This is a genomic window from Psychrobacter sp. UBA6766 (assembly GCF_002453355.1).
Taxonomy (GTDB): domain Bacteria; phylum Pseudomonadota; class Gammaproteobacteria; order Pseudomonadales; family Moraxellaceae; genus Psychrobacter.
In genome coordinates this window covers 1-23606 of the sequence record NZ_DKGQ01000040.1, presented here as the reverse complement: position 1 = coordinate 23606, position 23606 = coordinate 1, and the positions used below count along the sequence as shown (strand labels likewise).

19 protein-coding genes are annotated in these 23606 nt (G+C 43.2%); 14 read left to right on the top strand and 5 right to left on the bottom strand.

Annotation, left to right across the window (positions count from 1 at the left end; all coding sequences use genetic code 11):
• Positions 1-87: 87 nt before the first annotated feature.
• Entirely contained in the window at positions 88-1053 is a 966-nt protein-coding gene (locus tag B4K26_RS08900) for an alpha/beta fold hydrolase (protein ID WP_296244926.1), read from the bottom strand.
• A gap of 536 nt (positions 1054-1589) precedes the next feature.
• Here B4K26_RS08900 and nfuA point away from each other — a divergent pair.
• Both nfuA and B4K26_RS08890 read left to right on the top strand, forming a co-directional pair.
• Complete coding sequence (gene nfuA / locus B4K26_RS08895; RefSeq protein ID WP_296244925.1) at positions 1590-2273, top strand: Fe-S biogenesis protein NfuA; 684 nt, start codon at positions 1590-1592, stop codon at positions 2271-2273.
• A gap of 273 nt (positions 2274-2546) precedes the next feature.
• Positions 2547-3851, top strand: a complete 1305-nt coding sequence (locus tag B4K26_RS08890) for an O-acetylhomoserine aminocarboxypropyltransferase/cysteine synthase family protein (RefSeq protein ID WP_296244924.1) — start codon at positions 2547-2549, stop codon at positions 3849-3851.
• A 313-nt stretch (positions 3852-4164) separates the two neighbouring features.
• On the opposite strand, the gene B4K26_RS08885 is transcribed toward B4K26_RS08890, so the two are convergent.
• On the bottom strand, positions 4165-5184 hold the full coding sequence (locus tag B4K26_RS08885; RefSeq protein ID WP_296244923.1) for an adenosine kinase: 1020 nt from the start codon (positions 5182-5184) through the stop codon (positions 4165-4167).
• Between the two features lie 118 nt (positions 5185-5302).
• A complete protein-coding gene (gene rsmI, locus B4K26_RS08880; RefSeq protein ID WP_296244922.1) occupies positions 5303-6277 on the bottom strand; it encodes a 16S rRNA (cytidine(1402)-2'-O)-methyltransferase in 975 nt (324 codons plus the stop codon).
• Between the two features lie 119 nt (positions 6278-6396).
• On the opposite strand from rsmI, the gene B4K26_RS08875 reads away from it, so the two are divergent.
• The 8 genes from B4K26_RS08875 (at position 6397) to hisC (ending at position 14553) form a co-directional block, all read left to right on the top strand.
• Complete coding sequence (locus B4K26_RS08875) at positions 6397-6843, top strand: YraN family protein (protein WP_296244921.1); 447 nt, start codon at positions 6397-6399, stop codon at positions 6841-6843.
• Positions 6844-7138: 295 nt separating this feature from the next.
• Entirely contained in the window at positions 7139-7933 is a 795-nt protein-coding gene (locus B4K26_RS08870) for a BON domain-containing protein (RefSeq protein ID WP_296244920.1), read from the top strand.
• Positions 7934-8206: 273 nt separating this feature from the next.
• Positions 8207-9232, top strand: a complete 1026-nt coding sequence (locus tag B4K26_RS08865) for an alpha/beta hydrolase (RefSeq protein ID WP_296244919.1) — start codon at positions 8207-8209, stop codon at positions 9230-9232.
• 100 nt (positions 9233-9332) lie between these two features.
• The gene (locus tag B4K26_RS08860) at positions 9333-9584 is read left to right on the top strand and encodes a BolA family protein (RefSeq protein ID WP_296244918.1); all 252 of its coding nucleotides are present in this window, start codon (positions 9333-9335) and stop codon (positions 9582-9584) included.
• Positions 9585-9692: 108 nt separating this feature from the next.
• Entirely contained in the window at positions 9693-10961 is a 1269-nt protein-coding gene (murA, locus tag B4K26_RS08855) for a UDP-N-acetylglucosamine 1-carboxyvinyltransferase (RefSeq protein ID WP_296244917.1), read from the top strand.
• Positions 10962-11060: 99 nt separating this feature from the next.
• On the top strand, positions 11061-11756 hold the full coding sequence (hisG, locus tag B4K26_RS08850; RefSeq protein ID WP_296244915.1) for an ATP phosphoribosyltransferase: 696 nt from the start codon (positions 11061-11063) through the stop codon (positions 11754-11756).
• Between the two features lie 286 nt (positions 11757-12042).
• Positions 12043-13338: a histidinol dehydrogenase gene (hisD, locus tag B4K26_RS08845; protein WP_296244914.1), complete on the top strand. Its 1296-nt coding sequence runs from the start codon at positions 12043-12045 to the stop codon at positions 13336-13338.
• 81 nt (positions 13339-13419) lie between these two features.
• On the top strand, positions 13420-14553 hold the full coding sequence (hisC, locus tag B4K26_RS08840; RefSeq protein WP_296244913.1) for a histidinol-phosphate transaminase: 1134 nt from the start codon (positions 13420-13422) through the stop codon (positions 14551-14553).
• Between the two features lie 100 nt (positions 14554-14653).
• Here the strand turns inward: hisC and B4K26_RS08835 are convergent, their stop codons facing one another.
• Positions 14654-16342 (bottom strand): anthranilate synthase component I family protein, encoded by a 1689-nt coding sequence (locus B4K26_RS08835; protein ID WP_296244911.1) that lies wholly within the window; start codon positions 16340-16342, stop codon positions 14654-14656.
• A 2-nt stretch (positions 16343-16344) separates the two neighbouring features.
• Positions 16345-17580, bottom strand: a complete 1236-nt coding sequence (locus B4K26_RS08830; protein WP_296244910.1) for a beta-ketoacyl-ACP synthase II — start codon at positions 17578-17580, stop codon at positions 16345-16347.
• Positions 17581-18113: 533 nt separating this feature from the next.
• On the opposite strand from B4K26_RS08830, the gene B4K26_RS08825 reads away from it, so the two are divergent.
• From B4K26_RS08825 to fusA, 4 genes are all read left to right on the top strand, one after another.
• The gene (locus B4K26_RS08825) at positions 18114-19328 is read left to right on the top strand and encodes an EcsC family protein (protein ID WP_296244909.1); all 1215 of its coding nucleotides are present in this window, start codon (positions 18114-18116) and stop codon (positions 19326-19328) included.
• A 460-nt stretch (positions 19329-19788) separates the two neighbouring features.
• On the top strand, positions 19789-20163 hold the full coding sequence (gene rpsL / locus B4K26_RS08820; RefSeq protein WP_011281154.1) for a 30S ribosomal protein S12: 375 nt from the start codon (positions 19789-19791) through the stop codon (positions 20161-20163).
• Between the two features lie 210 nt (positions 20164-20373).
• A complete protein-coding gene (gene rpsG / locus B4K26_RS08815) occupies positions 20374-20847 on the top strand; it encodes a 30S ribosomal protein S7 (protein ID WP_068405119.1) in 474 nt (157 codons plus the stop codon).
• Positions 20848-21255: 408 nt separating this feature from the next.
• Positions 21256-23382 carry an elongation factor G gene (fusA, locus tag B4K26_RS08810; protein ID WP_296244907.1) on the top strand — a complete coding sequence of 709 codons (2127 nt, stop codon included), beginning with the start codon at positions 21256-21258 and terminating at the stop codon, positions 23380-23382.
• Positions 23383-23606 lie beyond the last annotated feature (224 nt).

Sequence of the window (23606 nt, the reverse complement as noted above, 5' to 3'; positions counted from 1 at the left end):
TTCGATTCAGTCTAAACAGCCAATCCACCCAAGTCAGTTATATTATGTGAAGTTAGTTTTAGAAGATGTATTCTTATCCTTTACGCTTCATCCTGCATATTTCTCAATCCACGCGGCGACGGTTGGCCAAATCTCTTTGGCGGCAGGTCTGCTATTTAGGACGCGGCTATGAGTATAATCGTCTAAGTCGCCATGACTGAGCGCGTATTCGCGAAAAACGTTGGCAGAATTGTTGTTGGCAGGATGGTTAAAGTCGTTAAAAAGCGATAAGCAACCTTGAGTTGGCGAGATAAATTTATCGCCCTTGGCACTGATGGCATAAATGGGTGTGGTAATCGTTGGCATATGTTGCCGGTAATCAAAAACCTCACTGTCAGCAACATTTTGTTGACGAGCGCTACTATTAAAAGCGCTTTTTTTAACACCATTAGCATCTATATTTTTTTGCTTAATAAAACTGCTATGAAAGTTTTTATGCAAATTCCACTCATACCATTGGTTCATGGTGAAGTAGCTTTCATTGATGGGTCCCAGTTTGAGTTTTTTGGCGGGAATATAATCAAATAGACGCGTAAATAGTTTGGCGGCGACAATTTTCAAATGATTTTTAGGACTGACTATCGCGCCATACACTTGGCAAGCAAACATGCTAATGCTATTTATTTTATCGATATAATACGGATTTTGGATGAGAAACATCGTTAAGCAAGCACCGCCGCCGCTATGGGTGACGCAATGCAAATTAGTTAGCTTTAATTCGTTAAATAAGTAATCAAAAGTCACGGCAAAATCATAGGTTGCGACGGTTTCGAAGTTAAATTTGTCTGTTGGTATTGAGCTTGCACCGTGACCGCGCCATTCCATGATATAGCAGTGATGACCAAACCCTGCTAAATATTCGGCGATTCTTAAGCAGGTTTTTTTATCTGAAAAAGTGCCATGCGTTAAGAAAATGTTTTGTCCTTTATTAGCAGCATTGTTAGAGAGTTGATGGGTTCTTTCATTATCGAATATCTCCCAAATAGCGATTTTTACGGTATCTTTTGTGGTCACAAAATTTACATTCTCAATCAGCATAACGTCCTCTCAAGATAATTAAGATTCTTTTGTTAAATTTTCAAAAATTTTTATAAGCATTCATCGTATTCAACCCCGATAGACTTGATAAGTCTGCTTACCGTCTTTATATACTATGAAGATAGGGACAGCTTACTATAGTGAGCCTTGTTGAAAATAGCCATCGCTTAATACATCAGTGCTTAAAATATAAGCGCTTAAAACAGCCCCTGCTAATTCACACTAGTGCGGTCGGAATTGTGCATCAAGTGCGCTATAATAGAGGCCATAAATAGGAATAAAGAAATGTCATTACGCTCAAAGCAATAAAACGATAGGCCAAAATGATGATTTCATTGGGGCGTGCCCTTATTTAAAAAATAGAGATAAAAATGACTAAATTTCGTCATTTTTAACCTATTTAGAAGTTCATCGATTGAATTGTTGAGGACACGCTCTAGTCCCAACCATACACAGACGACACAGTAGCCGTGGCCAATATAACGCTTGTGTCATAACACATAGGAAGCATTATGAGTGAACACAATCCAACTGATACTCAAATAGAACCTGATGTCGATTACGAATCAGCGTTAGATACTAAGCAAACGGAAGCTAAGAGTAATATCACCATCACTGAAGCCGCCCAAGGTTACTTAGCAGAATTGTTGGCTAAACAAGGCACAGAAGGCATTGGTGTTCGTATTTTTGTTGAGCATCCAGGCACGCCGCGTGCAGAGTGCTGCATGGCTTACAATCAGCCAGGCGAAGAAGACAGCGCTGATTTAAAGTTTACCTATGATGATTTTTCGGCCTTTATTGAAGCGGCGTCAGTACCTTATCTAGAAGATGCAGTGATTGATTATAATAAAGACCGTTTTGGCGGCCAGCTGACTTTCCGAGCACCAAATTCAAAAGTACCAAAAGTCGGTGCCGATGCCAGCGTCGAAGAACGCATCAACTATGTCTTGCAGTCTGAAATTAACCCAAGCCTAGCTGCTCATGGCGGTGACGTTCAACTGCTCGAATTGATTGAAGAAGAAGGCGTTGGTTTGACTGCGGTATTAAAATTTGGCGGTGGTTGTCAAGGCTGTTCAGCGGTTGATATGACCTTACGTCAAGGCGTTGAAGTGCAGCTAAAACAGCAAATTCCAGAGCTGACGCAAGTCATTGATGAAACTGACCATACTCGTACTGAAAACGCCTACTATAAATAAAAATCCATAAATAAAAATCAATGAGTAAGCAGATTAATAAGAGCGATATTTTCTAAAAATCTAGTTATTGGTTTTATGACTTATAAATATTACTTATGAATACTTGTCATTAAGAGATGAAAAATTTGCTATTCTTTTAATAAAGAAGCTGGGTTATGATTAACTCAGCTTTTTTTATGACTTTTTGTTATAACCATTTTTGATAAATTAAATATGGGTTTAATAACCTATTAATACCCCTCTAAATATCCCATGAAATTTTAGGAGCACCTGATGAGTGACGGACAACCAGCTAAGCAGAATACCCAGCGCCTTGAAACCTTAGCCATTCACGCCGGCTATAGCGTCGAGCCAACCACCAAAGCGGTCGCCGTGCCTATTTACCATACCAGCTCGTATGCCTTTGATAATACCCAGCATGGCGCCGATTTATTTGATTTAAAAGTTGCTGGCAACATCTACACCCGTATTATGAATCCAACGACGGCGGTGTTAGAAGAGCGCGTTGCTGCCCTTGAAGGCGGTATCGGGGCGCTTGCGGTCGCCTCTGGTATGGCGGCCATCACTTATGCGATTCAAACCATTTGTGAGGCAGGTGATAATATCGTCGCCGTATCGACCTTATATGGCGGTACTTATAATTTATTTGCCCATGCTTTGCCGCGTCAAGGTATCGAAGTCCGCTTTTTTGACCATAAAAACCCTAAAGCGATTCGTGATTTAATCGATGATAAAACCAAGATGGTCTTTGCCGAAAGTATCGGTAACCCACTGGGTAATATCGTTGATATCCAAGCACTGAGTGACATCGCCCATGAATATGGCGTTCCAGTAGTGATAGATAGCACGGTTGCGACGCCGGCGCTGTGCCGTCCATTTGAGTTTGGCGCTGATATCGTCATTCATTCATTGACCAAATATATGAGCGGTACGGGCACCTCAATTGGTGGCGCGATTGTTGATAGCGGAACTTTCCCTTGGGGCGATTATCCTGAGCGCTTCCCATTACTAAACACGCCAGATGAAAGCTATCACGGTGTAAATTTTGTCAAAGATGTTGGCGCAGCAGCCTTTATCGCCCGTGCTCGCGTCGCGCCACTGCGTAATACGGGTGCAGCAATCAGCCCACTAAATGCTTTTGGTATCTTACAAGGAATGGAAACCTTAAGTCTGCGTATGGAGCGCCATGTACAAAACGCCCAAGCGGTTGCTGAATATCTTCGTGACCACGATAAAGTTGCTTGGGTGAAGTATGCCGGTTTGCCAGATCATCCTGAGCATGAGCTTGCGAAAAAATACATGAAGGGCACGCCATCTGCTATTTTGACTTTTGGGGTAAAAGGAGGTCTTGAAGCCGGTGCGCGCTTTATTGATGCGCTGCAACTGATTACGCGCTTGGTCAACATCGGCGATGCTAAGTCGCTTGCTTGTCATCCAGCGACGACTACCCATCGTCAGCTGAATGAGCAAGAGCTAGAAAACGCGGGCGTTAGTGATGATATGGTACGACTATCCATCGGTATTGAACACATTGACGATATCAAAGCTGATTTAGAGCAAGCACTTGCCGCTGTTTAACTAAGCAATATCTTTTTTCTATTTTATAAGTGAATACTAAAAAGCCCATATCCGATGATATGGGCTTTTGCTTATTAGATGCTAAAATTTTGTAGGCAATCCTAAATAAAAGCGCGAAACTATTATAAGGTGCTACTGGTACAAATTTTCCTTGCTTGCTGTGCGACTTCGTCGCTCCAGGGGCTGCGCAAAATTGATCCCAGCAGCACTGTTTTTTATTAGGGGTAAACTAGAAATGCCGTTTAAAGCACTTAGAAACTTAGAAACTTAGAAACTTAGATTTTAGCGCTTTAGTAATCAAATAATTCAGCCGCTAAACAGTTAAAACGCGGCGCGAGATATCTTGATACTCTTGCGATGATAAACGTGGACCAAACTGCTGAATTACCTGCGCAGCGATTTCGCTAGCAAGTCGCCCACATTCTGGTAAACTATAGTGCTGCGATAAAGCATATAAAAACGCGCCAGAGTAGTTATCACCAGCGCCATTAGTATCGATAACATTGGCAACGACTGGCGTCGGAATATCATAAAACGCTACTTCTGACTCATCATTTGGCTTATGAGCGATGATGGCACCATTTGCACCATCGGTAACCACCGCTGTCTGACAATGCTCAAGTAAGGCTCGCGCCGCCGCTTTATGCTGTTTTTTATCGGTGAATAATTTGGCTTCTTCACTATTACAGAATATTACCGCGACTTTATTGCCAAGCATATTAAGTAAGCCTTCTTTGGCAAATTTTACCACGGCAGGATCAGCAAAGCTGACGGCGATTTTGGCACCATGGATACCGGCTTGTTGGCGTAGTTTGTTCATCGCAGGCTGAATCCCTTCGGACATCGCTAAATAACCTTCTAAATACAACCAGCCTGCTTGGGTTAATGCTTCAAAATCGACGTTATCAGCGGTGATATCGCTTGAGGTACCAAGGAAAGTCTGCATGGTACGCTCACCATCTTCGGTCACTGCTACCACACATGAGCCAGTCACACCGCCTGCATGAATCGACTGCGGGGAGGTAGCGACGCCCGCTTCGTGCAAGTCTTTTAGGTAAAACTCGCCTTGCTTGTCATCGCCGACGCGGCAAGCATAAAAAGGTTTGCCGCCCAAACTTGCAAAGGCATACATTGCATTCGCCGCCGAGCCACCGCCCGCTTGTTTTGATGGCTTAATCTCTGCTAACTTAAAATATGCCAATAATTGCTGCTGCTCTTCCAGTCCTGCTAGAGTCATATTGCCTTTGGTCAGGTCAGTTTCTTCTAGCGCTGCATCTGACAGCAGATATTCGTGGTCAACCAAGGCATTACCTATCGCCATCACATCGTACATTCTGTCTCTCTCCTCAATGAATTTATCAGTGCTTAATTTACTGACATTTAATTTATCAATACTTAATTTTCTGGTACTTAATCTATGGCTGCTTCGCTTAATTTTTTATAACCACAAACTATTCTGCTTGTAGTTCAAGCAGGCGCTGATAAAGCGCGTTCTTTTTGACGCCTGTAATATCAGCGGCCAAAGCGGCGGCTTTTTTAACCGATAAGTCCTCTAACAAGCGCTGTAATAATTTATCGTGGATACTGATATCATCATCGTTCTGCGCCATATTTTCCCCGGCGACGACCACGACGATTTCACCGCGTTGCTGATTGTCATCGGCTTTGACAAATTCAACCAATTCGCCAAGCGTGCTTTTATGCACAGTTTCAAAGGTTTTGGTCAATTCACGGCAAAACGTCACTTCGCGCTCTGGCCCAAAGATAGCAGCCATATCTTCTAAGCTGGCAATAATACGGTGCGGTGCTTCATAAAATATCAAAGTTTCGGTACGTGAGTTGAGCGCTGTTAATTGTTTTTGGCGACCGTGGGTTTTGGCCGGTAAAAAACCAATAAAGCTAAAGCGGTCTGAGGGCAATCCTGCAACCGATAACGCAGCAATAGCAGCAGACGCACCAATGATAGGGGAGACTCTCACACCAGCAGCATGAGCGGCTTGCACCAATTGATAACCGGGATCGCTAATCAGCGGCGTGCCAGCATCACTAATCAGCGCAACCGAATGACCTTGCTGAATCATTTCAATGATTTTGGGGGTTTGAATGGCGCTATTATGTTCATGATAGGCCCAAAGCTTATTATGACCTTTTTGCTTGGTTGCGCTATCAGCATCTATAATCTGATTATCTGCGTTATTATTAGAGTTAAGAGAGTCTGGATTTTTTTCGTCGTCAGCTTTACTGTCTCTGGTATCAATGCCAAAATGTGATAGCAGCTTGCCTGAGGTGCGCGTGTCTTCGCAGGCAATAATAGCGACTTGTTTTAAAACGTCAATCGCATGCGGTGTCATGTCGCTCATATTACCAATGGGCGTGGCAACGATATAAAGACAAGCGGGCATCGCGATCGCGGTAGGGCTAGACATGAAAACCTCGGAGTATTAAAAGCGCTTATTAAAACACGAAAGTGGTTAGTTTATCATGATGTGCTATGATAATTCTCAAATGTTCCGTTGTCCTATAGATGTGATAGTAAAGAGACGTGATGGCAAATGATAAGTCTTTAAGCCTGACTTCACCGACCCAGCGTCAAGGGAGGGGTTTTGAGAGGCAGGCATGCGAGTTTTTGCAAGCGCAAGGCTTGATATTGGTGGCGCAAAATTGGCAGCAACCAAAAGTGGGTGAGCTTGACTTAATCATGATAGAAAAAGGGCAGTCGTGGTCGATACTTATCTTTATTGAAGTGCGTCAACGGCAGTGTTCAGGATTTGGTGATGCAGCCCTTAGCGTGACAAAAAATAAGCAAAACAAAATTATCAAAGCAGCGCGTTACTTTTTGCAGCAGCATCCTGAATATAGTAACTACGAGTGCCGCTTTGATGTGATTGCCTACGATACTGCTAAAAATAAGAACCATCATACTCAAGACATGTTGCCAAAAAACACTCAACCAGAATGGTTACCAGGCGCTTTTATCGCGTCAGCGTGGTAAAAGGACTTTACGAATTTAAAATGCTGGAACGTTGATTTGGTTTAAAGGTTAAGCTAAAAAGTAAAATAAATAAAGCATCAAGCTATCGTTACCAAAAGCCTAACCGCCTAGCATAAAATTTCAGTAAAGTAGCGGCATTAAAAACGGTTAGTTTAATCATATTCCTATCATTGTCATTATTAAGCATCAGCATAATTAATCGTTTTTATTATCAAGCTTAATTATTATCGAGCTTAGCCATTATTAAATGTCACTATTAATCACTAGTTAATCATCATGTTCTAAGAGGTAAATCATGACACGGATGCATTTGCACACTGCTATTTTGGGCTCATCACGCCGCAAGGCGATTGGCGTTATGCTACTGACCAGCATTGCCGCGACTGGTTGTACCACCAATTATTTGACCAATAGTACTGAAGGGACTTATGGCGTACCAGTGACAGAGCGCACCATTCCGCAGCGTCTGCTTGACCGCAGTATTGAGCATACCGTAAAAATTAACGTCTATGGTCTGCAAGAGAATTTACAACAAGCCAGCCGCATGAGTATCGATAGCTTTAATAGTGAAGTTTTGCTCACAGGCGAGGTGCCAACGGAAGCCATTAAAACAGAAATCGAAAAAGTCGTCAGCTCTATGCCAGACGTCCGTCATGTCTACAATGAACTAACCGTTAGTGCTTCAAAAGGTTATAGCGCAACCGTTCGTGACGGTTATATCACCTCTAAGCTAATGGCAAAAGTCGCTGCTAGCGATGGCGTGAAAGCTTCGCAGATTAAAGCGATAACCAATGATGGCGTGGTTTATATTATGGGACGTATGACCCCGACGCAGCAAAGTCATCTGATTGATATTGCTAATAATACCGTTGGCATCACAGAGTTAGTGCTGCTGACCACCGTCGTTGATGATAGAGGAGTAAAGCTAGGCGATGACGATATTATGTATGAAAGTAATCTAGTCAATCCTAACAGAGGCCCAGCGGTTAACAATAGAGCATTGCCTGAGGTAACAAGTTCGGCCGCGGTAGAGCCAACGATTAATACTACCCCACTTATCGTTGACGAAAATGGCACGCCAGTCAATTAACCGTCATCGAGTTCGTATGTCGTCCTTTATAAAAATCCTTAAAGATTTTAGATAATATTCTGCTCAAAATCACAAGAAACCTAAATAGTGATAACAGGAAAAGCACGATAAACCCCTAGCCAGCCAGTAAGATATAAAACGTAAAAAGTAGAGTTGTTAAATAAAAAGTAGAGAATACGCCTAACTAAAATAATAAAGCCGACACTCTACTATTAAGTGTTAACTGACTGACAGGTATGAACCGACGACGAGCTTATAATAGGAATACTGGTGATGAAGGATTTATATAAAGGGACTATCCAAAAAGTAACAAGGCAAAAAGAAATAACGCAAAAAGAAGCAAGACAAAAAAAGACAAGGCAGACCAAGACTCTCGCGCCTAAACGTATCAGCGTCGGCGTGACGGCAGCATTAGCTGTTGGCGGTATTGCGCTCGCAACCCAGCAAGCGCAGGCGCTATCGGCGCTCGCTATCGTTAATGGTATAACATCAAATGGCGGTGTTGGCGTCAGTAAAAACATTCTATATGGTGACGAACCATTGCAAGATTTGGACATTTATTATCCAAAACCGTTAGTAAAAGCCATGAGATCAAAAAACGCGACTGCTGATAAGGCTATTAATGGTAGCTACCCAATGGTGGTTTTTGTCCATGGTGGCTCGTGGGAAAGTGGCAATAAAGACGAATACGCCTTTGTCGGTCAGAGTCTGGCGCAAGCAGGCTATGTCACGGCAGTGATTAATTACCGTAAAGCGCCCGAGCACGTTTACCCTGATTATGTAGAAGATACCGCGCAGGCCATCGCCTGGAGTTATAAGAATGCCGAAAGTCTACATGCTGATCCCAAACGTTTAGCCGTAATGGGACACTCTGCTGGCGCGTTTAATGCGGTTGCTGCCGTTGCTAATGAAGATTTCTTGGCGCCCTATGGCATGAAGCCAAAAGATATTGCCGCTGTGATTGGTATCGCAGGACCTTATAGCTATGACTTTCGTAAATACAGTAGTGCGACCGCCTTTGGGGCCAGTGCGACGCCAGATGAAGTCATGCCAGATCGAAATATTAAAGGCGCTCAGCCACCGTATTTATTACTCACCGCAGAAAAAGATAAAGTCGTTCATATAAGCAATGCCATTAAGATGACACAAGCATTAAAAGCAGCGGGCATCAAAGTCGAAACAGGTGAAATTGCCGGTGCCAGTCATGCTACTAGTATCGGGGCGATGGCGCCGCCATTACGCTGGGTAAATAACGTACGCGCACAAGTGCTTAGCTATTTGGATAAAACGCTTAAATAGTTAAGTGCAGTTGTATAAGACAGTAATGTAAGATGATCAAACTCTTGTTATAATGGCTAACTTTGTATCCACCTACTTAACCCTTAAGGCAGAATATTCTATGAGCATGAACGCTGACGATTTGATTGCATTTTTACAAACTCATTTTCCAGATGCTTTTATTCAAGCTGCCAATCAAGGTACCAAGTTTGATGTACGAGTGGTTGATGCCAGCTTTGAAGGCAAGCGCACAGTGCAACGCCAGCAGTCCGTTTACGCCTTGGTAAATGACAAAATTGCGAGCGGTGATATCCATGCGCTTAATATTCAAGCGTTAACGCCAGCCGAATGGGAAGTTCAATCTCAAGGCTAACACTTTTTATTTATGACTAGAATGTGTCGCACCGGCAATGGATATTGCTGGTTTTATCATTTCTGGTTTTTCATATTTTTTTATACTTATCGCTAGGTTGTCACCTTTATGGACCAATTTTTAATCACCGGAAGCAGTCGTATCGCAGGGGAAGTCACCATCTCAGGCGCCAAAAATGCCGCTCTACCGTTACTCGCTGCTATGATTTTGGCCGAGACCCCAACGACATTGCACAACGTGCCATCACTACAAGATGTGCGCACCCTGATTGAATTGATTGGCGGTATGGGCATTGATATTCAAAAGCAGGGCGACACTGTCGTTTGCGATACGAAGAATATCGATAATTTTTACGCGCCGTATGATTTGGTGAAAACCATGCGCGCTTCGATTTTAGTATTAGGTCCTTTACTGGCGCGCTTTGGCGAAGCCGAAGTGTCTTTGCCGGGCGGCTGTGCTATTGGTTCACGTCCTGTCGACCAACATCTAAAAGCTTTTGAAGCCATGGGTGCTGAGATTAGCGTCGAGAATGGTTATGTCAAAGCCCAAGCGCCAAAAGGCGGCAAGCTGATTGGCTGTAACTTCTCCTTTGATATGGTGACGGTCGGCGGTACTGAAAATGTCATTATGGCGGCAGCATTGGCAAAAGGCACCACCGTGCTAGGAAACTGTGCCCTTGAGCCAGAAGTGGTTGATTTGGCCAATATGCTGGTGGCAATGGGCGCCAAAATAAGTGGCATTGGAACCGCAACCATGACCATCGAAGGCGTTGAGCGCTTGCATGGTTGTGAGTATTCGGTCGTGCCAGATCGTATCGAAACTGGCTCTTATCTTGCTGGTGCTTTGATGACGCGCGGTGATGTGTTGACTAAAAATACTTCAGCGCTTTTATTAGCGCCAGTATTAGAAAAATTTGAAGACATGGGGGCGATTATCACCACGGGTGATGATTGGATTCGCGCCCAAATGAAAGGCCGTCCGTTACCGGTTAATATCCGTACCCAGCCGCATCCAGGCTTCCCAACCGATATGCAAGCGCAGGTGATGGCGATTTCTTGTCTCGCTGATGGTACCAGCACCTTTATTGAAAATATCTTTGAAAATCGCTATATGCACGTGCCGGAACTCAACCGTTTAGGGGCATCCATTCAAGTAGACGGTCATACGGCTGTGGTTAAAGGCGTTGAGCATTTTACTGCTGCGCCCGTCATGGCAACGGATTTGCGGGCTTCGATGTCACTGGTCATGGCGGCGGCTTCTGCTGAAGGCGAGAGCTTGATTGATCGCATTTATCACATTGACCGTGGTTATGAGCACGTCGAAGAAAAACTGCGTGCGCTTGGGGTTAATATCGAACGTATTAATACGAATGACTAGACTGGCTCTTCAGCCGTTATTATTGGTATTAACCATTATTAAATAAATTACTAACGCCATTTAATGGCAGTAACTAACTGTACACGGACAAGAGTCATTATGACTGAAGCAAGCAACAGCTTACCAAATGATGGTTTATTAAACGAAGTAAATGATGAGTTTTCAGGTTTAACACTGGCGTTGTCAAAAGGTCGTATTTTAGAAGAGACCATGCCTTTGCTGCGTGCTGCTGGCGTTGAGCTGTTAGAAGACCCTGAAGCGTCGCGAAAACTTATTTTCCCAACTTCAAACCCAAATGTGCGCGTCTTAATTTTGCGTGCCAGTGACGTGCCAACCTACGTTGAACACGGCGCGGCTGATTTTGGCGTGGCGGGAAAAGACGTATTGCTCGAGCATGGTGCTAATCACGTTTATGAATTATTAGATTTACGAATTGCCCAATGTAAGCTGATGACGGCGGGCGTAAAAGACGCGCCGCTGCCAAATCGCCGTCTGCGAATTGCGACCAAATATGTCAATGTTGCCCGCGCTTACTTTGCTAGCCAAGGTCAGCAAGTCGATGTCATTAAGCTGTATGGTTCGATGGAGCTTGCGCCCTTGGTTGGATTGGGTGACTTGATTGTTGATGTCGTCGATACCGGAAATACGCTGCGTGCCAATGGGCTTGAGGCGCGCGACCATATTTGTGATGTGTCGTCACGCCTTATCGTCAATCAAGTCAGCTATAAGCGCAAATTTGCCTTACTTGAGCCGATTTTAGACAGCTTTAAAGACAGTATTGCCAGCGCTTCTTAAATTATTATTTATTTATTATTTATAAAACGTTTTTATAATACACTGCTAATCAGTGATAATATAAAGTACGGTTATACAAAAATTTAAACCAGTTTAGCGCTCTAGGATAGATATGGCGTGCTAAACTGGTTTTATTACGTTTGCTTGCCAGAAAATAAAAGCTCAGTATAATCTGAGGTAGCTACCCACAAATAAACTGGCATATAGACTTTTGCATTCTTCACTTGCTTTCTTATCTCTTTTATTCTTTATAGCCGACTTTCATGCTCAAACATAGGATTCAGTCATGCGCCAACTAAGTACCCAAGATGCGGATTTTGACAGTCAACTGGCTCAGCTACTTGCTTTTGAAACCGTCAACGATGTTGAATTACTAAAAACCGTTGACGATATCATTAATAATGTACGTCATGGTGGCGATAACGTGGTACTGGCATTGACTCAGAAGTTTGATCAGCATCCAGCATTGATGATACAAGAGTTAGAGCTGTCTAAAGACGCACTTGCTGACGCGTTTGCCAATCTTGATAAGACAGTCAAAATGGCTTTGACGACGGCAGCGACACGGGTTCAGGCGTTTCATGAGCGCCAAGTGCAAGAGACTTGGCAATATGAAGATGAGCTTGGTAATCGCTTAGGGCAAAAAGTGACGCCACTTGATCGCGTTGGTATTTATGTTCCCGGCGGTTTGGCCTCTTATCCGTCTTCTGTATTGATGAATGCGATTCCTGCCAAAGTGGCTGGCGTCAAAGAGGTAATTATGGTCGTGCCAGCGCCAAAAGGCGAGCTTAATCCATTGGTATTGGCCGCCGCACATTTGGCTCAAGTTGACCGTGTCTTTACTATTGGCGGAGCACAAGCGGTTGCAGCTTTGGCATACGGTACCGAAACGATTCCAGCCGTAGATAAAATAACCGGTCCTGGTAATAAATATGTTGCGGCGGCGAAGCGTGCGGTATTTGGTCAAGTTGGGATTGATATGATTGCCGGTCCCTCTGAAGTATTGGTCTATGCAGAAGGTGAGGAGCAAGATCGCGCTGATTGGTTGGCAATGGATTTATTGTCACAGGCCGAGCACGACCGTATCGCTCAAGCTATTTTTGTGACTACTAGTGAGCAACAGCTTCAAGAAGTGGCAGCTGAGATTGAAAAAGCCTTGGCAGAATTGCCAAAAGCCGATATCGCCCGTGATTCGCTAAAAAACCGTGGCGCGCTTATTTTAGTTAAAGACCGCAAGCAAGGTGTGGATGTGATTAATCGCGTGGCGCCTGAACATTTAGAGCTGTCTGTTGATAACCCCGATGCGCTACTTAATGAGGTTCGTCATGCTGGCGCTATCTTTATGGGACGCCATACGCCTGAAGCGATTGGTGATTACTGTGCTGGTCCCAATCATGTGTTGCCAACCTCTGGTACTGCGCGTTTCTCTTCGCCACTTGGCGTTTATGACTTCCAAAAGAAATCATCGATTATTTATTGTAGTGAAGCGGGTAGTAAGCCGCTGGCTGAAACTGCCGATGTTTTAGCGCAGCGTGAGGATTTAGAAGCCCATGCGCGCTCAGCCCGCTATCGTTATCAGTAAAACAGTTAATAAGACAGTTGAATAATTTAATCTTAATAATCTACATTCAATAATTTATGTGGCTAATGAGTAGGATAACTTATGAGTGAGTTAAAGATAGACACCAGACTTTGGTCATCTAAAGCGCGTAATTTGTCACCTTACGTTCCGGGCGAGCAGCCTCAGCATGAAAATTTATGCAAATTAAATACCAACGAAAATCCATTTCCACCCTCACCAAAAGTGGGCGAGGCAATTGCAAAAGTTTTACAACAGCAAGCAGATGAGCTGCGATTATATCCTGCGCCTGAGTCTGATGATTTGCGTACCGCATTGGCAGAGTTATATAACCTTGATATCAATCAAGTGTTCGTTGGTAATGGCTCGGATGAAGTGTTGGCGCTGGTATTTGCCAGTTTTTTCTTAAAAGAGCGCCCTGTTTTAGCGCCTGATATCAGTTATAGCTTTTATCCTGTTTACGCGCAAACTTTTGGTATTGAGCTGGTGCAAATTGCGCTAGAAGCGGATTTTAGTATCAGTCCAGATGCCTATCGCCAGCCTTGTAGTGGCATTATCATTGCCAATCCTAATGCCCCAACGGGATTATTGTTATCCCTTGCTGATATTCGAAAGCTTGCTGGTGAACATTCAAATTCTGTGATTGTGATTGATGAAGCTTATATTGATTTTGCCCAAATAGAAGAAGGTAGCTCAAATACAGAAGTATCAGCAGTGAGCCTAATCAATGAGTGCGATAATATTCTTGTCACCCAGACCTTTTCAAAATCACGCTCGCTTGCTGGCTTACGTGTCGGAATGGCATTTGCTAACCCATCATTAATCGAAGCGTTAACGCGTATGAAAAACAGCTTTAACAGCTATCCGCTCGATAAGTTGGCACAAGCGGGGGCAACCGCCAGTATCTTAGATGTCGAATACTTTACCCAGACTTGTCAGCAAGTGATTGATTTACGCCAAGCACTCAGCGCAGAGTTGACGGCCTTGGAATATGATGTGCTACCATCGCAGGCGAACTTTATTTTTACGCGTCCAAAAGACGGTAATGCCAGTGGCGTAGCAGCGGCTTTACGCGAGCAGGGTATTATCGTGCGTCATTTTGATAAGCCGCGCATCAGTGAGTATTTGCGAATTACCGTCGGTACGGTAGAGCAAAATAAGCGTTTAATAGAAGCATTAAAAGTGTTTCAGACAGAAGCGGAAACTGTTGCCAATTAATATCGCGCATTGCGAGTTAACTGTTAACTGTCGAATAGCCATAACTTTATCAATAAAAAGCCTGCTAACGTCATGTTAAGCAGGCATTCCTAGCTTGATATTATGTTTCTTGAGAGAGTATAGAGAGTAGGTTGTCAACTTTATCATGGCACTCTTGATACTCAGCATCATAGTCAGAAGCAATGGTAATTCCGCCGCCTGCCCACAAACTGATTTGACCTGATTTTCCTAATTTATCATTTGATGACGTGTTGGCTTGCAGGGTTCGAATCAAGACATTCCATTGGCCGCTACCATCAAAGTTCATATAACCCATCGTGCCACAATAAGCACCGCGCGGCGCTCTTTCCAACTCAGCAATGATTTCGACAGCGCGTTTTTTTGGCGTTCCTGTGATAGAACCTGCGGGTAAACTGCCAAATAGGACTTCGAGAGGATGAGTATCTGTCTTTAGCTCAGCGGTAATGGTGCTGACCATATGATGTACATTACTAAAGCTTTCAATGGCAAATAATTTCGGTACTTTGACGCTACCGATTTTGGCGTATTTCCCTAAATCATTACGCAATAAATCGACAATCATAACATTTTCAGCGCGGTCTTTTTCACTGTCGATAAGTTGTTGTTTATAGGCATCATCTTGTTCGGGATTTAGACCGCGCGGCATCGTACCCTTAATAGGTTTGGTGCATATATGATGCTTGCCAGTGTTCTCGTTTTTAACAAAGGTAAAAAATAACTCAGGCGAGCAGCTTAATAATTCAAATTGATTATTAGATATTTTGTTATTAACCGCATTATTTATGTCATTAATCGCTAAATATCCTGCGAAAGGCGTTTTAGTATCATGATGCAAGGCAGGCAAATATTCGATAAGCTTCGGTAATGAAGCGTTATTGCTGATACTTTGATTAAAAGAACCTTTCCATTCTTGGGTGAGATTGATTTGATAGCAGTCACCTTGTTTCAGATAGTTTTGGGTTTTATCAAAGGCTTGCTGATAATCGAGTTTCTTCCATTGCGCTGTTAATCGTAAAGGCATCGTTTGAGGTGACGCTTCAAGTGTTGGTTTTTCTAAATTTTGATGAGATAACTTACTGTCCAAGTCATCTAAATGTTCTATGAGCCTGTTAACCAGTATATCTTTTTGCTCGTGATTTCTAACGCTATCAGTGTCCGTTAAGCTGGTTTTTATATTTAGCTGCCAGCTTGTTTGCTCAGCGTTTAGCGATAGATAAATATCGTAGTGTCCTAGAACGGCACAAGGCTGGGTTGCTAGCTCAATTGTAGCAGTTGGACTCAGCTCATAAGCGGCAATATCGTAACCAATAAAACCTATTAATCCATGGTGGTAAATTGGCTGCTGATTATCTTCTTTAACTGAAATAGAGTCATCATTATAAGTGTCATAATCCTGACTATAAGCAATTAATTCCTCTTGCCAGTCACTATAACTCATAGTAGCTGTCGTGCTGGAATGACTCTTATTTTGTTTAAAATTACGGCAGGTTTTTACGACATGATAAGCGGTTTGCTTAGCAGAGTATTGCGCATGATTAGCATAATAAACAGACCAACTTACTTTTGGTAATAAACCAATCACAGGTCGTCCGTCGTTATTCAGCCAAACCAATTGCCAGTTTGCTTTAGGATTTTGAGCGTACACATAACGCTGTAAATGGGGCATTAATTCGGCGGCGGACAGCCCACCAAAACGCCAACTAGGATGAGTAGCTGGCGATGGGGCAGAAACTCTCTGCTCAGTTTTACTATAAGCTGCTACGGGCATAGTTAGGCGTCAAACCTTTTAATAATTAAGGTCGCATTGGTGCCACCAAAGCCAAAACTATTACTCATAAGCGTTTCAAGCTCAACGTCACGCTTGTCAGTGACAATATCAAAGCCTTTAGCCGCAGGGTCTAGCTCTTGCACATTGATACTAGGTGCAATAAAGCCTTCTTGCAGCATCAGTAAGCAATAAATCAGTTCTTGTGCGCCAACGGCTCCCAAGCTATGACCGGTCATCGACTTGGTTGAGCTAATAGGCGGCACTTGACTGACATCATCATTAAATACTTTAGCAATGGCTTTAAGCTCAGTGATATCCCCTAATGGCGTGCTGGTACCGTGACTATTGATATAGTCAACGCTTTCTAAACCGGCTTCAGCAAGGGCTATCTGCATACAGCGAACGGCGCCTTCACCACTTGGCGCGACCATTTCAGCACCATCAGAGCTTGCGCCATAACCGACGATTTCAGCCAAAATATTGGCACCGCGTGCTTGGGCATGTTCAAGACTTTCAACCACCACCATTGCGCCACCAGCAGCGATCACAAAGCCATCGCGGTCTTTGTCATAGGCTCTTGAAGCAAGCGTCGGCGTGTCATTATATTGCGTACTGACCGCACCCATCGCATCAAACATACACGACTGCGTCCAATTCTCAGCTTCACTTCCGCCAGCCAGTATGACATCGGCTTTACCAAGCTGAATAAGCTCAGCAGCATGACCGATACAGTGCGTTGACGTTGCGCAAGCAGAGGTTAAAGAGTAGGAAATACCTTGGATTTTTAATCCTGTCGCGAGTGCCGCTGACACCGAGCTGCCCATGGTTTTTGGTACCGCCATTGCACCAACACCGCGCAGACCTTTTTCGCGCATTGCATCGACCGCATTGACAATATTTTCGGTTGAAGCGCCGCCTGAACTTGCGACTACACCTACACGTGGGTTATGGTTAATGGTTTCAAGAGACAGACCTGCCTGCTCAATAGCATTTAGAGCGCTGACATACGCATAGAGACTGGCGTCACTAAAAAAACGTTTTAATTTACGGTCAATGCCCGACGTATCAAGCGTTGATTGATCAATACTGCCGCTAACCTGTGATTTAAAGTCGTGCTCAGCATACGATTCATTGAATGTAATGCCTGAGCGACCTTGTTTAAGAGCATCGGTGACAGTCGCCAAATCATGTCCGATACAAGAGACAATCCCTGCTCCAGTGATAACAACGCGGCGCATATTCTATTCCTTATGAGTAACGATTTTTTGATAATTACCATTAATAATGGCTTTTAAATGCTTATTTAACAGCCATTTTAATGCACAAAAACAAGCGCTGTGCGGCAAAAATGCTGATTGGTAAATAAAAGTACAACTGTGCTTTGAATAATGGCATATCATAACGTATCGACGGTTTAAAATCTTGGCGTAAGTGTAAAATAACGACAAAATGGTGTCTATTTTAAATAGGATTATTATTAAAAAGAGCTGGATCTTTTTCGAAGCTCTGGAGTAGAACGAAAACTGAATAGGCAGTAAAATGTGAGTGAAAATAGTGCGAACCCGTTTCAGCTGAACTGCATTTAGCTATATACTAAAATTGCGTCAACTTTATGAATAAATGCTACTTTTAGATACAAAACTGGCAGTGGTGATAACATTGTTGGCACTGACAGTGGTTAGCAGCGTTGGCTAAAATGACCTCAAATTGAAGAGGTATTCATGAAAAATATTAATAACAAATAACCAATTACTCTATTAAGGATATTCAGATGGAAAAGCGTAGCACTCTTTCTAAAGGTCTCAGTACCGTAGGCTCTTTTACACGTAATAATCTAGAACGTATGGGCGCGATGATTGATAGCGTTAATGCCAAAACAGGCAAACCGCAACAATTTAAAGCGGTAAATCTAGGCGATGAAGATTATCAGCAGGATTTGTTCCGCGAACAAACGCTAAAAGCAACGCAGCAGTTATTGGGCACGCGCTTTGCTACTTATGGTAAATTTGCCAAAAAAGTAGTGCCAAATAGCCTATTTGATTCGACGGTCGATGGCGCTTTTGCTCAAATTGCCAAGCTTGCTGCGAGCTGGAGCCAAATTGATCTGCCAAATCAACATCGCTTTGCTAATATTGCAAACTTGGATGACGAAGAGCGTTATGCGCTGGCTACTGACATTGCCAATCAGAACCGTGCCTTGGCGACGTTAGGCGGCTTGACAGGGTTAGCAGGCCTACCAGGATTACTCGCCGATACTTTGTGGTTGTTACTGGTGTCATTACGTACGGTTTATCAATTGGGTGCGGTTTATAATAAGCCGTTAACGGGCAAGCAAGGCGTTAAGATGGCTTATGAGTTGCTTGCCAATGCTGACTTGAGCAAAATGCAAGAAAAACAAGCCTTACTAGCAGGTATTGGCATTGGTAAAGGCTTGCTTGATAATGCGCAAAGCAATGGTTTACATAATGAGCTGAAAAATCTTGGTCTGAAAAATAAAAACGTCAATTTTTATGCCGAACAAGTAGATAATATAGCCAGCCAAATTGGCATTAACTTAGATAACATCAACTTATCATGGGTGCGCCGCTTTCTACCGGCCACTGCCGTCATCGTTGGTATGCGTTACAACAGTCAGCTGATTGATGAAGTGATTGGCGTAGCACAAGCAACATTTGCCCCAGATGCCAAGCTTGCTAATCGTAGCATTACTGATGATAGCAGTAGCGAAGCGCAGGTGAAGAAGAAAACTGATAGTAAGGATGAAGAGCAAAGCCCTAAATCTGACAATGCAAAAAAAGACACTGATAAGGCTAAAGACGATAAAACCAAAGCTGAAAACAACAAATCTAAGACTGACGACGATAAATCTAAAGCTGATGAAACAGAAAGCGAAGTAAAAGCCGCCTCAGAGCCGGTGTCAAAAACCACGGATGAAGAGTCAGTAGATGAAAACTACAAAAAGGCTCAGGCAAGTAAAAAAGATTAACGATTTAGTCTAAAGCGTTTTAGCTGTAATTTACTGTATAAAGATCGAAGGCATAAGCTGATATAAATAGGCTTATGCCTTTTTATGAGTATGCTTTTTTATAAATATGTCTTTTTTATGAAGGGGCTTTAAGGCTAAAAAAGTATCTAAACTTCAAATATTGCCTTGAAAAATAAACGACCAACTCCATTAATATGGAACATCGATTTTACCATCTTGCAATGAAACAATTGCTCATCTTAAAATCTGTTGCTTACCATTAAGTCTGCTACAATCTTTGCTCATGCATATCTATCGAATATTGTAAAGGACAACCGCTCATAAGTGGTTGAAATAGCAGTAACAACTCTTTATAATACACTGTCCTAAAAATGGGTGTTCCGAAATCTGTCGTTAATGTCAGATCTTTGGTGCATTGGCCCATTTTTTTGTTTTATACCAAACGGGAGAAGGATGCCTTATGGCAACAACTAACCAATTGATTCGTAAAGGTCGCAAAACCATCAAGGAAAAATCAAAAGTTCCTGCGTTGGAAGCGTGCCCACAACGCCGTGGTGTATGTACTCGCGTATATACGACTACCCCTAAAAAACCTAACTCAGCCATGCGTAAAGTATGTCGTGTTCGTTTGACTTCAGGCTATGAAGTATCAAGCTATATCGGCGGCGAAGGTCATAACTTACAAGAGCACAGTGTTGTTCTTATCCGTGGTGGTCGTGTAAAAGATCTACCAGGTGTTCGTTATCACACCGTTCGTGGTGCACTTGACTGCGCAGGCGTAAAAGACCGTAAACAAGGTCGTTCTAAATACGGTGCGAAGAAGCCTAAAGTTTAATAGCTAATTGCCATTAAATACGCTTATTTGTATCACCCATTAACTGTGCATGGGACTGGTGTTAGCCATATTTTTATTAGATAAATAATTTATTGTTATAACATACCGCTATGCAGTAAGGCTGACTGACAACTCGATAGAACGCCATCCAATACGTAATTGGTGCGAGATTGTGAATGTCAGACACTCCTGAAGAAAAGGATTATTATTATGCCAAGACGTCGCGTCGTTGCTGCCCGTGAGATCCTACCGGATCCTAAGTTTGGTAGCCAAACTGTTGCAAAATTCATCAACCATGTCATGAGCCATGGTAAAAAATCTACTGCTGAGCGTATCGTTTATGGGGCTCTTGAGACAGTAGGCCAAAAGCGCAACATCGAAGATCCAGTCGCTTTCTTTGAAGAAGTTTTAGAAAATGTCCGCCCAATGGTCGAAGTAAAAGCTCGCCGTGTTGGTGGTGCAACCTATCAAGTACCAATGGAAGTACGCCCCTCCCGTCGTACTGCCTTGGCTATGCGTTGGTTAGCTGAAGCTGCTGCTAAGCGTTCTGAAAAATCAATGGCTTTGCGTCTTGCAGGCGAATTGAATGATGCTGCTGATGGTAAAGGTAATGCTATGAAGAAGCGTGATGAAGTTCACCGCATGGCAGATGCTAACAAAGCATTCTCTCATTACCGTTTCTAAGCTGGCTTTATTTTTAAAGCTGGCTTAGGTGCTTAGGATTAACAGTTTCGATCAGTTAATCCTTATATTGTTGATTTATTCTATTGATTGCCGCCATCATTATTGGGTTGTTTAATTTTTCCTCAAAAGCTGAGAAAACGTTAAATATTCTAGATGGCGGACATCTGTCAAGATGCTGTTTTGTAAGGGATGCTTTTCTATAAAGCCTGCAAAAAATATGCACCGCTTAAAAGAAGTCTCCTAAATTTGATGCCGCACTATTCTTAATATTTGCTCTTTTTTTGTCCGTATTTGGCCCAATAAACAGTAAGTAATATAACAAAGTTCATGGTCTCATGGCTTTGTCATAGAGTATGAGGTAGAGACACAACACATTAATATATACACGAATTTCCCTAGGAAAACACTATGGCTCGTAAAACTCCCCTAAAGCGCTATCGCAATATTGGTATCTCAGCGCACATTGATGCTGGTAAGACGACCACTACTGAGCGTGTTTTGTTCTATACCGGTGTTAGCCACAAGCTTGGCGAAACCCATGATGGTGCAGCTACCATGGACTTTATGGAGCAAGAACAAGAGCGCGGTATTACCATTGCTTCTGCGGCGACGACTTGTTTTTGGTCAGGAATGGCAAAGCAGTTCCCTGAACACCGTATCAACATCATTGACACCCCAGGTCACGTTGACTTCACGATTGAAGTTGAGCGTTCTATGCGTGTTCTTGATGGCGCTTGTATGGTTTATTGCGCGGTAGGCGGGGTTCAGCCACAGTCTGAAACCGTATGGCGTCAAGCAAACAAATATAAAGTACCACGCTTAGCGTTCATTAACAAAATGGACCGTGTTGGTGCTGATTTCTACCGTGTGGTAGAACAAATCAAAACTCGTCTAGGCGGCAAGCCAGTACCATTGGTTATTCCAATTGGTAAAGAAGACGACTTTGAAGGCGTTGTAGATCTTGTGACCATGAAAGCCATCTATTGGGACGAAGCGTCTCAAGGGATGAAGTACGAAGAGCGCGAAATCCCAACTGAACTACAAGAAAAAGCGGAAGAGTACCGTGAGTATCTAGTAGAAAACGCTGCTGAAGCCTCAGAAGAACTCATGAATGAGTATCTTGAAAATGGCGAATTGACGGTAGAGCAGATCAACGACGCTATTCGTCAATTGACCATCGACAACGAAATCATTCCACTGCTTTGTGGTACTGCCTTTAAAAACAAAGGTGTTCAAAAGATGTTGGACGCCGTTATTCAGTATCTACCTGCGCCAATGGACGTTCCTGCTATCCGCGGTATCCTTGACGACAAAGACGAAACTGAAGGTACGCGTGAAGCCTCTGATGACGCGCCGTTCGCAGCACTAGCGTTCAAAATCATGAACGACAAGTTCGTTGGTAACTTAACCTTCGTTCGTGTGTATTCAGGTGTTCTAAAACAAGGTAGTAGCGTTTATAACCCTGTTAAAATGAAGCGCGAGCGTGTTGGCCGTATCGTTCAGATGATGGCAGATGCTCAGGTAGAGCTACAAGAAATCAGCACGGGTGATATTGCAGCCTTAGTTGGTATGAAAGACGTAACTACTGGTGATACGCTATGTGACGAAAACAACGTCATCACTCTAGAGCGTATGGAATTCCCAGATCCAGTTATCTCTCTAGCTGTTGAACCTAAGACCAAAGCTGACCAAGAAAAAATGTCTATCGCTTTGGGCCGTTTGGCAAAAGAAGATCCATCATTCCGCGTCCATACTGACGAAGAATCTGGTCAGACCATCATCAGTGGTATGGGTGAGCTGCATCTAGAGATTCTTGTTGACCGTATGAAGCGTGAGTTTAACGTTGAAGCAAACATCGGTGCGCCGCAGGTTGCTTATCGTGAAACGATTCGTAACGTGGTTGAGCAAGAAGGTAAATTCGTTCGTCAGACTGGTGGTCGTGGTAAATTCGGTCACGTTTGGTTACGTCTTGAGCCTATGGATCCAGCGGGCGACGTTCTCTATGAATTCTCTGAAGAAGTTGTTGGTGGTACCGTACCAAAAGAATTCCACGGTGCAGTCGATAAAGGTATCCAAGAGCGCATGAAAAACGGCGTTCTTGCAGGTTACCCAGTTGTTGGCGTTAAAGCGACCTTGTATGATGGTTCTTACCATGATGTTGACTCGGATGAGTTATCATTTAAAATGGCTGGTTCTATCGCATTCCGTAAAGGCTTCATGGCGGCAAACCCAACCCTACTTGAGCCAGTAATGAAAGTAGAAGTTGAAACGCCTGAAGACTACATGGGCGATATCATGGGCGATTTAAACCGCCGCCGTGGTATGGTTCAAGGTATGGAAGACTTACCTGGTGGCACGAAGCAGATCCGTGCAGAAGTACCATTAGCAGAAATGTTTGGTTACGCCACGCAAATGCGTTCAATGTCGCAAGGCCGTGCAACCTATTCAATGGAATTCCAAAAATACGCTGAGATTCCAAAATCAGTTGCAGAATCTATCATCTCTAAATTCAATTCTAAAGATGAAGACGAGTAAATATTACGTATTAATAGGACAATATTGAGTCAATCTCTCTATTGTCCGTAGAGATTGCGCCAATAATTGGTTAAAAGACTTGTTATTGGTCGCGATTTTCTTATAATATCTGCACATTGTATGTGCAACCTTTTAACACTTATCTTAATGTGGTCTATATCATTTAGCTTGCGTATTCTTAGCAGTTAAATATCTGACCCCAAATAAAGAGGAAATACCCATGG